The sequence below is a fragment of the Streptomyces virginiae genome, assembly GCF_040638905.1.
Taxonomy (GTDB): Bacteria; Actinomycetota; Actinomycetes; order Streptomycetales; family Streptomycetaceae; genus Streptomyces; species Streptomyces virginiae_B.
Genome location: NZ_JBEZYV010000021.1, coordinates 23,709 through 37,558, shown reverse-complemented (window position 1 = coordinate 37,558; position 13,850 = coordinate 23,709). Strand labels below are relative to the sequence as shown.

General features: G+C 72.0%; 13 protein-coding genes. 6 read left to right on the top strand and 7 right to left on the bottom strand.

Annotated features, from left to right (window positions below; translation table 11 throughout):
• Window positions 1-25 precede the first annotated feature (25 nt).
• Together AB0F82_RS25370 and AB0F82_RS25365 are read left to right on the top strand one after the other, a co-directional pair.
• Window positions 26-1,429, top strand: coding sequence for a cation:dicarboxylate symporter family transporter (locus tag AB0F82_RS25370; protein WP_356813754.1), 1,404 nt, complete (start codon window positions 26-28; stop codon window positions 1,427-1,429).
• A 317-nt stretch (window positions 1,430-1,746) separates the two neighbouring features.
• Window positions 1,747-3,522, top strand: coding sequence for a S8 family peptidase (locus AB0F82_RS25365; protein WP_356813755.1), 1,776 nt, complete (start codon window positions 1,747-1,749; stop codon window positions 3,520-3,522).
• A 30-nt stretch (window positions 3,523-3,552) separates the two neighbouring features.
• On the opposite strand, the gene AB0F82_RS25360 is transcribed toward AB0F82_RS25365, so the two are convergent.
• The 4 genes from AB0F82_RS25360 to AB0F82_RS25345 all read right to left on the bottom strand — a co-directional run bounded on the left by AB0F82_RS25360 (window position 3,553) and on the right by AB0F82_RS25345 (window position 7,066).
• Window positions 3,553-4,947, bottom strand: coding sequence for an alpha/beta hydrolase family protein (locus AB0F82_RS25360; protein WP_356813757.1), 1,395 nt, complete (start codon window positions 4,945-4,947; stop codon window positions 3,553-3,555).
• A gap of 84 nt (window positions 4,948-5,031) precedes the next feature.
• Complete coding sequence (locus AB0F82_RS25355; protein ID WP_362631522.1) at window positions 5,032-5,709, bottom strand: (2Fe-2S)-binding protein; 678 nt, start codon at window positions 5,707-5,709, stop codon at window positions 5,032-5,034.
• 63 nt (window positions 5,710-5,772) lie between these two features.
• Window positions 5,773-6,183: a VOC family protein gene (locus AB0F82_RS25350; protein ID WP_362631520.1), complete on the bottom strand. Its 411-nt coding sequence runs from the start codon at window positions 6,181-6,183 to the stop codon at window positions 5,773-5,775.
• A gap of 82 nt (window positions 6,184-6,265) precedes the next feature.
• Window positions 6,266-7,066, bottom strand: a complete 801-nt coding sequence (locus AB0F82_RS25345) for an alpha/beta fold hydrolase (RefSeq protein WP_362631517.1) — start codon at window positions 7,064-7,066, stop codon at window positions 6,266-6,268.
• Window positions 7,067-7,206: 140 nt separating this feature from the next.
• On the opposite strand from AB0F82_RS25345, the gene AB0F82_RS25340 reads away from it, so the two are divergent.
• Window positions 7,207-7,893 carry a GNAT family N-acetyltransferase gene (locus tag AB0F82_RS25340; protein WP_362631515.1) on the top strand — a complete coding sequence of 229 codons (687 nt, stop codon included), beginning with the start codon at window positions 7,207-7,209 and terminating at the stop codon, window positions 7,891-7,893.
• A gap of 70 nt (window positions 7,894-7,963) precedes the next feature.
• Here the strand turns inward: AB0F82_RS25340 and AB0F82_RS25335 are convergent, their stop codons facing one another.
• Entirely contained in the window at window positions 7,964-8,992 is a 1,029-nt protein-coding gene (locus tag AB0F82_RS25335) for a TolB family protein (protein ID WP_362631513.1), read from the bottom strand.
• 310 nt (window positions 8,993-9,302) lie between these two features.
• Between AB0F82_RS25335 and AB0F82_RS25330 the strand changes: the two genes are divergently transcribed.
• Window positions 9,303-10,601, top strand: coding sequence for an alpha/beta hydrolase (locus tag AB0F82_RS25330; RefSeq protein ID WP_362631511.1), 1,299 nt, complete (start codon window positions 9,303-9,305; stop codon window positions 10,599-10,601).
• On the opposite strand, the gene AB0F82_RS25325 is transcribed toward AB0F82_RS25330, so the two are convergent.
• Window positions 10,579-12,060, bottom strand: a complete 1,482-nt coding sequence (locus tag AB0F82_RS25325) for a carboxylesterase/lipase family protein (RefSeq protein WP_362631509.1) — start codon at window positions 12,058-12,060, stop codon at window positions 10,579-10,581. The genes AB0F82_RS25330 and AB0F82_RS25325 overlap by 23 nt on opposite strands.
• 98 nt (window positions 12,061-12,158) lie before the next feature.
• On the opposite strand from AB0F82_RS25325, the gene AB0F82_RS25320 reads away from it, so the two are divergent.
• Together AB0F82_RS25320 and AB0F82_RS25315 are read left to right on the top strand one after the other, a co-directional pair.
• The gene (locus AB0F82_RS25320) at window positions 12,159-12,479 is read left to right on the top strand and encodes a hypothetical protein (RefSeq protein ID WP_362631507.1); all 321 of its coding nucleotides are present in this window, start codon (window positions 12,159-12,161) and stop codon (window positions 12,477-12,479) included.
• 95 nt (window positions 12,480-12,574) lie between these two features.
• Window positions 12,575-12,862, top strand: a complete 288-nt coding sequence (locus tag AB0F82_RS25315; RefSeq protein ID WP_362631505.1) for a chaplin — start codon at window positions 12,575-12,577, stop codon at window positions 12,860-12,862.
• A gap of 120 nt (window positions 12,863-12,982) precedes the next feature.
• Here the strand turns inward: AB0F82_RS25315 and AB0F82_RS25310 are convergent, their stop codons facing one another.
• Entirely contained in the window at window positions 12,983-13,846 is an 864-nt protein-coding gene (locus AB0F82_RS25310; protein ID WP_362631503.1) for a tyrosinase family protein, read from the bottom strand.
• Window positions 13,847-13,850 lie beyond the last annotated feature (4 nt).

Genomic DNA, 13,850 nt, shown 5'->3' with positions numbered 1-13,850 from the left:
GACGACTTCACCACCAGGAGGCATCGTGGCCGCCAGACGCGACAGAACGCACTATCTCTACATCGCGGTGATCGCCGCGGTGCTGCTCGGCATCGCGGTCGGGTTCGCCGCACCCGGCGTGGCCGTCGAGCTCAAACCGCTCGGCACGGGCTTCGTGAACCTCATCAAGATGATGATCTCCCCCGTGATCTTCTGCACGATCGTGTTGGGCATCGGTTCCGTACGCAAGGCCGCCAAGGTGGGCGCCGTGGGCGGACTGGCCCTCGGCTACTTCATGGTCATGTCCACGGTGGCGCTGGCCATCGGTCTGCTGGTCGGCAACCTCCTGGAGCCGGGCAGCGGGCTGCACCTGACCGAGGCGGCGCGGAGCGCGGGTGAGGCGCAGGCCAAGGCCGGCGGGGCCGAGAGCACCCCCGAGTTCCTGCTGGGGATCATCCCGACCACACTCGTCTCCGCCTTCACCGGCGGGGAGGTGCTCCAGACGCTGCTGGTGGCACTGCTGTGCGGGTTCGCGCTCCAGGCCATGGGCACGGCGGGCGAGCCGGTGCTGCGGGGCATCGGGCACGTGCAGAAGCTGGTGTTCCGGGTCCTCGCGATGATCATGTGGGCGGCTCCGGTCGGGGCCTTCGGGGCGATCGCGGCGGTGGTCGGGGCGACCGGCATCGACGCGCTGAAGTCCCTCGCCGTCATCATGATCGGCTTCTACACGACCTGCCTGCTCTTCGTCTTCGTCGTGCTGGGCACGCTGCTGCGCGTGTGCACGGGGGTCAGCGTCTTCGCCCTGCTGCGCTATCTGGGCCGGGAGTTCCTGCTGATCCTCTCGACCTCCTCGTCGGAGTCGGCGCTGCCGCGGCTGATCGCGAAAATGGAGCACCTGGGGGTCTCGCGGCCGGTCACCGGCATCACGGTGCCGACCGGATACTCCTTCAACCTGGACGGCACCGCGATCTACCTGACGATGTCCTCGCTGTTCGTCGCCGAGGCCATGGGCACGCCGCTGGCCCTGGGCGAGCAGATCTCCCTGCTGCTGTTCATGATCATCGCTTCGAAGGGCGCGGCCGGGGTGACCGGCGCGGGCCTGGCCACCCTCGCCGGCGGCCTGCAGTCGCACCGGCCGGAACTGGTCGACGGCGTCGGCCTGATCGTGGGCATCGACCGGTTCATGAGCGAGGCCCGGGCCCTGACCAACTTCGCCGGGAACGCGGTCGCGACGGTGCTCATCGGAACGTGGACGAAGGAGTTCGACCGCGGCCGGGCCGCGGAAGTCCTCGCGGGGCGGCTGCCGTTCGACGAGAAGACGCTGGTCGACGACGAATACCGGACGGAGCCGACCGAACCGGACACGACCGCCCCGGCCCCGGCCTCAACCCCGGCCTCGCCCGAGGCGCCGGTCCCGGCGCACAACCCCAAGGACGGCGTGCCGGTCTAGGTCGTGCCGTCAAGGTCCCGCCCGCCCGGCGGGGCCTGGCACCCGCTCAGCCGGTCCGCCCGCATGCGGGCCGGCCGGGCAGGGCTCGCCCCCACGGTGCCCAGCCCGGTCGGCCCGCCGCATTCTCCCCACTTGCACCCATAGTCGGTATTCGGCCACCGATAAACGAACCCCCATGCTGTAAAAGGTACTTCCGTAACCGGCCGCGTGCATGACATCTTGCGTCCACCACTTGTTTCGTACGACCCGGCCTGACCACCGGGTCTTCGGAGGACGCATTGATACCCCACATATCCAGCCGACCTCGACGTGCCCTCGTGCTGGCTGCCACGCTCGGCGCGGCGCTCGCCCTCGGAGCTCCCGCCGCGCTCGCCGGCACCGCCCCCGTCGCTCCCTCCGGCTCGGCCGTCCCCGCCCCCGCGGCGGCGGCCCCCAAGGCCGCGGCCCCCGCTTCCCAGAGTGCGACCTGGGTCGCCGGCACCCGCGCCTACCTCGTGATCACCGCCCCCGGTGACACCACGGCGGTCCGCAACGCGGTCACCGCCAACGGCGGAACGGTGTTCCAGTACTACGACGCGATCGGCGTCATCACCGCCCACTCCGCGTCCGCCTCCTTCGCCGCCACCATGCGCGGCGTGAGCGGGGTCCAGCAGGTCGGCGCCACCCGCACCTCGGACGTGCCGGCGGACGCCTACAACCCGGCGCTGCCCGCCAACCCGGCCCAGTCCACGACCCCTTCGGGCGAGCCGGTCCGCGCCGACATGACCCAGATCAAGGCCGACCAGGCCTGGGCCGTCACCACGGGCTCCGCCTCCGTCAAGGTCGGCATCCTGGACACCGGTGTCGACGACCAGCACCAGGACCTGGCCCCGAACTTCAACGCCGCGGACTCCGCGTCCTGCGCGTACGGCAAGCCCGACACCCGTACGGGAGCCTGGCGCGACGTCGGCACCCACGGCACGCACGTGGCCGGTACGGTCGCCGCCGCCAAGAACGGCAAGGGCGTCATCGGCGTGGCCCCGGGCGTGAAGATCTCCTCGGTGCGCATCGCCGAGCCGAGCTCCTCGCTCTTCTTCGCCGAGAACACCATCTGCGGCTTCATGTGGGCCGGCGACCACGGCTTCAAGGTCACCAACAACAGCTACTACACGGACCCGTGGCAGTTCAACTGCCCCGACAACGCCGACCAGGCCGCGATCATCGAGGGCGTCAAGCGCGCCCAGGAGTACGCGGAGGGCAAGGGCTCGCTGCAGGTCGCGGCGGCCGGCAACTCCAACATCGACCTGGCCAACAAGACGACCGACACCGAGAGCCCCAACGACTCGACTCCGGTCACCCGCACCATCACCAACGCCTGCCTCGACATTCCGACCGAGCTCCCGGGCGTGGTCACCGTCTCGGCGATGGGCACCACCGCGAAGGCCTCGTACTCCAACTACGGTCTGAACGTCGTCGACGTCACGGCCCCCGGCGGAGACACCACCGGCATCTACAGCACCCTGCCGGGTGGCAAGTACGGCTCCATGAGCGGTACTTCGATGGCCTCGCCGCACGTCGCCGGTGTGGCGGCGCTGCTGGCCAGCACCAACCCGGGCATCACCCCGGCGCAGCTGCGCGACAAGCTGGCCACGCAGGCCAACGACGTCGCCTGCCCGTCGGACAGCCGCTGCAAGGGCACCACGGCGAAGAACGGCTTCTTCGGCGAGGGCCAGGTCGACGCCCTCAAGGCGGTCGGCAGCACTCCGCCTCCCGGCAAGTACTTCGAGAACACCGCGGACTTCGCCATCGGTGACAACACCACCGTGGAGAGCCCGATCACCGTCAGCGGCGTGACCGGCAACGCCCCGGCCACCCTCAAGGTCGGCGTGAACATCGTGCACACCTACATCGGTGACCTGAAGGTCGACCTGATCGCCCCGGACGGCACCGTCTACACGGTCCACAACCGCTCGGGCGGGAGCACCGACAACATCAACCAGGTCTACACCGTCAACGCCTCCTCCGAGGTCGCGGGCGGCACCTGGAAGCTCCGGGTCAACGACAACGCCGGCGGCGACATCGGCAAGATCGACTCCTGGAACACCACCTTCTGACGTCGCCTTCCGAGGGCGCGCACGGAGCACTCAGCGCTGGAGGACGTCGGCGAGCCAGTCGAAGACGACGTCGCAGTGCTGCTGAGGGGCCATCGGGGAGCAGTGCAACTGCGCCCCGGTGGCCTTCGTCAGTTTCACGTACTCGCGGCGGGTGCGCAGCAGGTCGTACATCTGCCGCGGCTGGCCGGGGTAGAACTGCTCGAAGTCGTAGTCCAGCACGAGCGTCGGGGCCTTGATCCTCCCGACCACCTTGGTGATGTCGAGGCCCATGGCCACCTGTGCCGGCGTCCAGAGGTCGGTGAGGACCTTGCCCTCGCGCGCCTGGCGCAGCGCCTGCCGGTCGAAGATCTCGAAACGCTTCTTGACGGTGAAGGCCGCCTGCGGGGTCAGCTCCGGGACGACCTCCTCGTTCCAGATCCGGTTGGTCTCCGCCTTGTCGGGCGTGACGATGTCGCGCAGCTCCTTGTCGAAGCCCAGCCAGGGGTTGAGGCATCCGGGCATGGCCGCGACCGCGGCGAGCCGGTGCTCGAAGGCGGCGGCGCGCGGAGCGAGGTTGCCGCCCATGCTGAGGCCGGTGATGGCGATGCGGCCGCCGTCCACGTCCTCGCGCCCCAGCAGCCAGTCGACGATCGGGCTGACCGCCGTCTCCCAGCGGGTGGTGAAGGGGATCTCCTCCACGAACAGCAACTGCCCCTGGCCCGGGCCGTCGTAGACGAGGGCGTTCCAGCCCCGGTCGAGGGCCGCGGACACGCCGTAGGTCCACATGTCGACGTTCTGCCCGTCACTGCCGTTGGTGAGGATGACGGTGGGGCGCCGCTCGGAGGGACCGTCCGGGCGGAAGAACCACAGCGGCAGACGGGTCTTGCCCCACGGGACGTGGGCGGTGACGGCGGCCGGTGTGCACAGTCGGGCGAAGGTGTCCCAGGCCCTGCGTCCCGCCCGGTAGACCGCCTCCTCGTCACCGGGCCGGTCGGTGCCGAGCACGTAGAACAGCGCCTGGGCGTAGTACTGGGCGGCGCGCAGCGAGCGGAAGCGGCGGGTCTGCGACGGTGTCCCGCCGCCGTCCCGGCCGGCGGCGGGGGGCGCGGCGAGCTTGTCGCCCCAGGACCGGAAGGTGTCGGTATAGGTCTGCTCGGACAGTCCCGCCGCGTTGATGACGTTGACCGCGGTGAGCACCTCGCCGACCTCGGAGGCGCGCATGCCGGCGGCTCCGAGGGCGAGCAGTCCCGCGAAGTTGAAGCCGGGATCGGTGAAGAGCCGCATGGCTCCCGGCGCCGGTTCGGACGCCGTCGCGGACGGCGTGGGCACAGCCTCCGCGGTGCAGGCGGTGCTTCCGACGGCGAGCGCGCCGGCTCCCGCGGCCAGCCCGGTCAGGGCGGCGCGGCGGGTGAGGGCAGCGGGCTGGTGCGGTGTGCTTGCGGTCATGGAGGGGACGCTACGGCGCGCCCCCGCGCGCCGGGGTGTGGCGCGCCCTCCCCTGCTCCGAACGGGCTTCCCGCGCGGGCGGCTTCAGGTGCTCCGCCGGGTGCGCAGGACGCAGTCGCCGCACAGGCCGCCGCCGGGGACGCGGTAGTAGAGGCAGCAGCTGCGCCGTACGAAGGCCACGCCGAGCCCCTCCTCGTGGATGAAGGTGCCGGTGCCCGCCAGGGGGCCGTCCTCGGCGAGCAGGGCGCGTGTGAGCGCGACGGCAGCGCCCCCGGGGACCCGGTCGATCAGCACCCGCAGCGCGCCGACCAGTCCGGACGCCGCGTTCCCCCGCAGGACCTTCGGGGAGACGCCGTACAGCCCCCGCAGACCGGTCTCCAGCAGGGCCAGGTTGCCCAGGACCGACTCCCCGAGGCCCTCGGCCGGTCGTGCGGCCGGCTCGGGCAGCCAGAGCTGGAGCGAGCCCTCGTCGGGCAGCCGCCACCACACCCGGTCGGCGGCCAGGTCCGGCACCCGCCCGGCCAGCGCCGCGCACCCCAGCCCGATCGACCAGAGCCGGGAGGCGATCCCGAACTGGGCGGTCGAGGCGGCCACCCTGCCGGGCCCGCTGCCGATCCGGCGGCCCACCTCGGCCACGTACGGCGCGAGGTGCCCGCCGTACAGCGCGGTGAGCGGACGGAAGCCGGGCCCGGGCGGCTCCTGCCCGTACGGCACGGTGAAGAAGGGGCCCACGGGGGCCAGTCGCCGCAGTACGTCGTCCATGCCCGGAATGATCTCAGTACGGCGCCCTGTGCCGGGACGTGCTCACGACACCCGCGTTGCCGGTCAGGCGGGGTCGGGGGTCGCCCCTTCGAGGACCTCCACGTAGTGCGGGTTGCGCATGATCCCGAGCACGTTGCCGAAGGGGTCGGTGACGGCCGCGGTGACGAACCCGCCGTCGCCGTGGGCGGTCACGGGCTGGTACTCCTCGGCCCCCAGCTCCAGGAGCCGCCGCAGGACCTCCTGGAGGTCGTCGACGGCCCAGTAGGCCACGGCGCCGCCCGGCTCCTTGGCGGCGCCCGGCGGGGCGTAGCGCCGGTCGACGATGCCGATCTCGTGCTGGTAGTCGCCGATGCGGAACTCCGCGTACCCGGGCCGCTCGAAGTACGGCGCGATCCCGATCACCTCGGTGTACCAGGCCTTCGCCGCCTCCAGGTCGTCGGCCCAGAAGTTGATCGTCGCAAATCCGCGCAGCATGAGCACCCTCCTCGACGTGATCCCGCCCCGACTCTACGGCGGCCCGGGCGGGCCCGGGCGGTCCTCGGAAGGGCCGTCCGGCTCAGAGGCCGGCGAGGAAGTCCAGCAGGGCCCGGTTGAAGGCTTCGGGCCGTTCCACACCCGGCAGGTGGCCCGCACCCTCGATGACGGTCAGCACCGAGTGGGGCAGCAGCGCGTGCAGGGCCTGGGCCTCCGCGACCGGGGTGTAGACGTCGTCGGCGCCGACCAGGACCAGGCAGGGCTCGGCGGCTCCGGCGAGCAGCGGCCGGTAGTCGGGGCGCTCGGCCCGGCCGCGCTGGGCGGCGGCCGCGCCCTCCGGGTCGGTCGCGCACATCATGGCCGTGACCCGCGCGGCGGCCTCGGGCATGCCGGTCACGTTGTAGGGCGCCAGCATCTTGTCGATCACCTCCTCGGCATAGGGCCGCATGCCCTCCGCGATCAGTCGTTCGGCGGTCTCCCGGCGGAGTTTCGCCCCGGCTTCCGTCTCGGGCGCCGGGGAGGTGTCGGACAGCACCAGGGCACGTACCAGACCCGGGTGGCGCAGCCGCATCTCCATCGCGATCTGACCGCCCATGGACACACCACCGACGACCACGCGTTCGAGGCCCAGTCCGGCGAGGAGGGCGGCGAGATCGTCGGCGAGGTCGGCGAGCAGGGCCTTGCCCGGCAGCACCGGGCTGTCTCCGTATCCTCGCAGGTCAGGGGCGATCACGCGGTACCCGGCGGCCGTGAGGGCAGCCGTCTGGGGAGCCCACATGGTGCGGTTGAAGGGATGTCCGTGGATCAGGATCACGGGCGCTCCGAGGCGGGGACCCGAGTCGTCGAAAACCAGCGTCACACCATTGCCAAATTGGGGCTTCATGAGAGGACTTTAAGGGGCTACATTGAGCCACTCGCGTTCACCCGACAGCCGGTTGCCTTTCACTCGTGTTTTGCACGGGGGGCGACGTCATGGACGCAGACTGTGCAACCACCCCACCGCCCAGAAGGACCGAAGGCTCCGTGCCCGTACCCGTACACCTCGCGGGCCGCACCGTGCGGCTCGAGCCCCTCGCACCCCACCACACCGAGGCCCTGGCCGTGGCCGGTGCCGAGGATCGTACGACTTACGCCTTCACCCCCGTACCCCATGGGGTGCAGGCGTCACACGAGTACATCGACCGCGCCCTCGCCGATCAGGCTGCGGGTCGATCGCTCCCCTTCGCCATCGTCAGAGCCACTGACGGGCGCGTCGTCGGTTCGACCCGGTTCCTGGAACTCGACTACTGGCAGGGGCCGCTGGTGTGGCCCGCCGTGCCCGGCGTCCCGTTCGGCGATCCGGCGACGGCGATTCCCGATGCCGCCGAGATCGGCAATACCTGGCTGTCCCCGACCGCCCAGGGCACCGGCATCAACACCGAGGCGAAGCTGCTCATGCTCCGCCATGCCTTCGAGACCTGGGGTGTCCGGCGCATCTCGCTGCGCGCCGACGCGCGCAACGGCCGGTCGCGGGCCGCGATGGATCGTCTCGGCTTCACCTGCGAAGGGGTCCGCCGGGCCCATTCGCGGGGGCTGGACGGCGCCGTCCGCAGCACCGCCTTCTACTCGATCCTCGACGAGGAGTGGCCGGCCGTACGGTCGATCATCGAGCTGAGGCTGTCGGCGGGCACGCAGCGCAAGCGCCGCCGCAAGACCCTGGTCCCGGCCTGATCGGCAAGACACCCCCGCGCCGGACGGAAGAACGGAAAAGCGGTCCTGCACCACCCGTGTCCCGGCCCCCTCATCCGAGGAAGGCCGGGGCCAGGGCCGAGTCCATCAACCGGGCCGGGGCGCCGCTCCCGTCCGCCGGTACGGCGTACAGGTCGGCGCCGAAGTCCCCGGGCAGGGAGTAGACGACCGTCCCGCGGTCCGTCCACACCACCTGGTCGTCCACGCTGCGCTCCTCGGCGAGCGGGGTCTCGGCACCCGAGGCCAGGTCCAGGACGTGCAGCCGCCAGGGCGCCTCGGGCGGCAGGCCCGGCACCCGCTTCTTGAACACCACCCGGGTCCCGTCGGGCGACAGCGACGGGCACTCGACGTTCTCGCGCAGGCTGGTCACCGTGCGCTCGGCCAGGTCGCCGCGGACCAGGTGGGTCCGGCCGCCGGTGGCCATGGTCGCGTAGAAGGTCCGCTCGTCGGCGGCGAAGGCCACACCCCAGAAGTTCACGTCGGCGCTGCGGTACGGCTTGCCGTCCTTGTGGATCGTGAAGTCCTCCAGCGAGGCGTCGAACCTGCCGGTGCGCAGGTCGAGCACCGAGGTCCGCGTCGAGAAGTTCGTACCGGCGTACGAGTCCCCGCCGACGAAGACGGTCCAGGCGGCCAGGTGCCCGCCGGGTGACACCCGGGCACGCGTGGGGATCCCCGCCAGCGGACGGGTGGAGACCTCCTTGAGGCGGGCGTCGAGGACGACGGCCCGGTAGCCGTCCTGGACCCCGCTCCTGTCGGCCTGGAGGCAGATCCCCGTGCCGCCGGCCGCGTGGAAGCGCAGGCAGCTCACCCCGGACACGGTGCGGGCGCGCTCGGGCGCGTCGGCGGCGACGCTGGCGAGCTCGTCCCGGTGCGGGCCCCAGGCCATGTTCCGGAAGACGATCCGCCGGCCGCCGCCGTCCGGGACGAGGGAAACCTCGCCCCGGCCGGTCCGCGGGCCGTCGGCGCGCGCCCGGTCCTTCTCGTCCGCGGCGGAGGAGGCCCGCACGACGGCGATCAGGCCCACGGCCGTGAGCACGGCGAGGGTGGCGGCGAAGAGCAGGATCCGGCGCTGCAGGGTCATGGGCCGACTCCGGGCGGGGTGGGCGTTCCGGGCGGGGCGGGGCGGGGCGGGGCGGGGCGGGGCGGGGCGGGGCGGGGCGGGGCGGGGGCACCCTACCCAGCGGCCTGTGCGGATACCAGACACGCGCGGCCACCGGATCGGGAACTCCCGGCACCCGGCGGCAATCGGGCAATGCGCTGGCCTAGGGCACCCCAAGAAAAGGAAAAATGCGGAACCCTGACGTACTTTCGTTCATCTTCCGAACGGAAGAACCGAGTCGTCGGACCACCCCGCCCCCCTGGGGGCAGCACCAGCCGGAGAGCCACCGCACATGTCGTACGCACCCGAGGGGCAGCAGCACCAGCCGTACGGGCCGGGAGGGCAGGGCCCGCGGCCGCCCCACGGCGATCAGTACGGCCGTCCGTACGGGCAGCCGCACGGACAGTCCCCGCACCAAGAGCAGTACGGAGAACCGTACGGGGAGCAGTACGCCCGGCAGGACCAGCACGGCGGGCCGTACGGGCAGCAGCCGCAGGGCCCCTGGGAGCGGGAGCAGCCCGAGCCCCCGCGCCGCCGGGGCAGGCGCTGGCTGATCGCCGGCGTCACCGTGCTCGCGCTCGCCGGCATAGCCGCCGGCGTCATGAACCACTACGAGATACCCCCGTTCACCGACAAGGGCTCCGCGGTCTCCTTCGGGCAGCAGCCCGGCGGCAAGGGCTCCGGGCAGGGCGGCGCGGGGGCCCAGCAGCCGGCGAACTCCAAGATGCTGATGCCGACCGGGCCGGCCGCCGACTTCAAGAACTCGATGACCCTGGCCGACGGCACGCACGTGGCCGTGACCACCCTGGACGGCAAGAAGTCCGGCTTCAAGGGCAAGGTCTGGGTCTGGGCGCCCAAGGAGTACAACGACCCGAAGTTCGCCAAGAGCGGCTTTCCGGTCATGATCGCCCTGCCGGGCGGCGCCGGCTATCCGAACAATTACTGGATGGGCACGGACCTCGGCCTCCAGACCAGCATCAGCAAGTGGTACGCGGAGGGGAAGAGCAAGCCCTTCCTGCTGGCCATGCCGGTGCTCAACCCCGGCCCGGACGACAAGGGCGTCTACTGGGACGGCTCCGACATCCCCGGCCAGCCGAAGATGGGCACCTGGCTGACCGAGGACGTCCCGGACCTGATGAAGGCGAACTTCCGCACCGTGAAGTCCCGTGACGGCTGGGCCTTCATGGGCTCCTCCACCGGCGGTTTCGCGGGCATGAAGGCCGTGCTCAAGCACCCGGACAAGTTCAAGGCCGTGATCGCCTCCGGCCCGGACATCGTCCCGGACTCCTCCCTGTGGAAGGGCCACGACAAGGAGAAGGCCGAGAACAACCCGGAGCTGCTGGCCAAGCAGCTCATCGACACCAAGGGTCCGGACGTCTACATCGCCTTCCAGGTCGGCGACAACGAAAGCAACAAGAAGACCCTGCCGGACGTGCAGAAGTTCGTCGCCGCCTTCGGCAACAAGGGGCCCGTTCACACCAGCCTGCGGGTGATACCGGGCGGCCAGCACAACGCCAAGACCTACGTCCCGAACATGGGCGAGGGCCCGATCCAGTACATCAGCAAGGTCATGGAAGGACCGGTCGAATAGCCACCGGCACCTCCGTCCGATCGCGCTCCGGCCCGCCGAACACCTTCGGCGGGCCGTCGCCGTTCCAGGGCGCCCAGCCCGGGTCGCCCGTCGTCGCGAACCGCACCCACGCCGTGTGCATCTCGTCGGCCAGCGCCTGCGGCGCCTCGTTCCCGGCCAGCCACGCGGCCTCGGGCACGGACAGCGTGTCGAACACGAAGCCCAGCTCCAGGGCGTGGCAGGCGCCGAGGCCCGGGACGCCCGAGCACCAGGCGAACTCGTACAGGTAGCTCGGCGCGGCCCGGCGGGCCCCCGCGAGCCTGCGCAGCGGATCGCGCAGCAGCCGGTCGGTGAGCAGCTGCCCGGCGAGCTCGGCCGGCCCGGCCCCCGGCAGGACCGTGCGCAGCGCCCGTACGGCATCGCGGTCCTTGCCGGCACGGGCGCGGGCCAGCGCCACGGCGAGCGGCCCCAGCCGGTCCAGCAGCCGCATCCCGCCGGTCGGGACGAGCCAGAGCCGGTACTCCTCGGTGGTCCATCCGAACAGCAGCGGCACCGCGCCGGAAGCGGCGTCCGCGTCGGCGGTCAGGGCGTCGAGGGGGTCGACGGGGAGCGTGTCCGGGTCGACGACCAGGCCGAAGGCGGGGCCGCCGAGGAGGGGGCCCGATCTGCGCAGGACGGCGGCCTGGGCGGCCATCAGGTCGGGCAGGGAGGCGGCGGTGAAGGCCCCGGCGGTGGCGTCCACCTTCAGCAGCGAGGCCATCCGACGGACCATGGCGCGCACCCTCGGGCGCGGCAGTGCCTCGGGGGCTCCGCTCTGCAGGACCGCCCGGTGGAAGAGGCCGGCAGCGCGCGGTGCTGCCAGGAGGGCGCCGATGCTGATGGCTCCGGCTGATTCGCCGAAGACGGTGACGCGGGCCGGGTCCCCGCCGAAGGCCTCGATGTTGTCGCGGACCCATTCGAGGGCGGCGATCTGGTCCAGCAGGCCCCGGTTGGCGGGTGCGTCGGGGAAGAGCCCGTACCCGAGGACGCCGAGGCGGAAGTTGAAGGACACCAGCACGATGCCGTCGCGGGCGAAGGCCGTGCCGTCGTAGACGGGCACTGCAGCGGAGCCCCGGGTGTGCGCCCCGCCGTGGATCCACACCATGACCGGCAGCCCGGCCCCGGGGGCCGGGTCGGGGGTCCACACGTTCACGTTGAGGCAGTCGTCGCCGGGGATCTCCGGGTCGGTCAGCAGGGCCGCGAAGGTGGCCGGGTAGGGCACTTTCGGTGCGGTCGGGCCGAAGGCCGCGGCCTCGCGTACGCCGTCCCAGGCGGCCGGGGGCGCGGGTGGCGCGAAGCGGAGGGCGCCGACGGGCGGGGCCGCGTACGGGATGCCCCGGAAGACCGCGATCCCGTCGGTCCCGGTACGGCCCTCGACCAGGCCGGCCCCGGTCCTGACCCGCGGCCGGCCGACGCCGGCGGCGACGCCCTCTGTGCTCATCCATCCTCCTGCAGCTGGTGCCGGTCCCGCACGGTCGCACAGCCGTCCAACAGGTGACAAGGCGTGACCGGGCCGGGGACCGGCCCGGTTGGACGGGCATGCGAATCCTGCGTATCCCCCACACTGTGCCCGCCCTGCTGTTGGCGGGCATCTCGTGCGTCACCGGTCCGGCCCACGCCGCGGGCCCGGATTTCCAGTACGTGGGCCAGGACGACCGGGTCCACGGGCTCACCGCGCCGCGGGGCTGCGTGGCGGCGGAGGGCGGCGGCGGGCGCGCGGTCACCAACACGACCCGCGGCTCGGCGACCCTCTACCAGGGCCCACGCTGCTCGGGCCGGGTCGTCGGCGCGCTGCGGCCCGGGGAGATGGCTCAGGTGCGGCCGTACTTCGCCTCCGTCGCCTTTCCCGTCACCGGGTAGGCGTAGGGGCCGTGACCCCGCGGCCGTCCCCGCGTTGTATGCCATGTCAAATGCCACGGATTCTGTGGCGCCTTACATCTCACGAGGAGATCTTGATGTCGCGTATCGCGAAGGCATTCGCCATCACCGCTGTCACCGGTAGCGCCGTGGTCGCCGGTGCGGGCCTGGCTGTCGCCGATGCCGGAGCGCACGGTGCGGCGGTCGGCTCCCCCGGTGTCCTGTCGGGCAACCTGCTCCAGGTTCCGGTGCACGTCCCGGTCAACGTCTGCGGCAACACGGTGAACGTGATCGCCCTCCTGAACCCCGCGTTCGGCAACACCTGCGTCAACGCGTCGGGCGGCGGCGCCGACCACCACACCGAGGACGAGGGCTACGGCCACTGATCGCCGGCTCGACCGAAGGGCCCTCGCCGCTCGGCGGGGGCCCTTCCCCTGTGCCCCCTGCCCGCTGGGGGCCCGCTGCGCCCTGTGCCCGTGCCCCCGCTCGCTCCCGGGACCGCCGGGTCACTCGTAGCGGTACAGGCCCCGGTGGCCGAGGGCCTCGCGCGGCGTGACGTCCCACGGCGGCATCGGCTCGTCGAGGGCGATCACCCGGCCGCGCTGGAGGTCGCCCTTCGCCAGTGGGGCGGCGGGCAGGTAGCCGGAGCGGGGGTGCTGCCGCTGCCAGCGGTCCCAGATCAGGTCCACGAAGGCGTGGTGCAGCCAGAACGCCGGGTCGTTGGGCGCCGTACCGCCGGTCATGTGACCGCCGATCCACTGGTGGACCTTGTTGTGGTTGCGCCAGCGCTCGCTCTTTGGGGCGGCCCAGCCCTCCAGCTTGTTGCGGAAGCCGCCGGCCGTGGCCGTGGAGTCCCAGGGCGAGACGTCGTAGACCGGGTCGTCGATCGCCCACTGGAGTTCGGCCGGGGTCGGCAGGGTGATCGGGTTCTGCGGCCTGCCCAGGTTGCGGGTGAGGAACGCGGACTCCGTGATGCCGACGGTGACCGTCCAGTTGCCCTTGTCGTAGGCGAACGGCCCGGTCATCACCTTGCGGTCGGTCGCGCGGCCGGTTCCGCCGAGGAAGTCGTCCGCCCAGAGCGAGGACACCGGGCTGGTGTCGGTGGTCCAGTCCCAGTACGGGACGGACACGCCCGGGTCGATCTGCTGCAACTGCTTCTCGAACTCCAGGAGATAGAGCCGGTGCCACGGGAAGAAGGAGGGGGACATGTGCCCGACGCGCAGCTTGCGGTCGCGGTCGGGCACGAAGTACTTGTCGTGGGTGCGCACCAGGGCGTCGTAGGCGCCGCTGCGCTTGAGCTCCAGCACCGCCGCGGTGAACCGCTTCTTCTGGGCGCTGGTGAGGTTCTTCTGGTTCTGCCGGACGTGCAAAGCG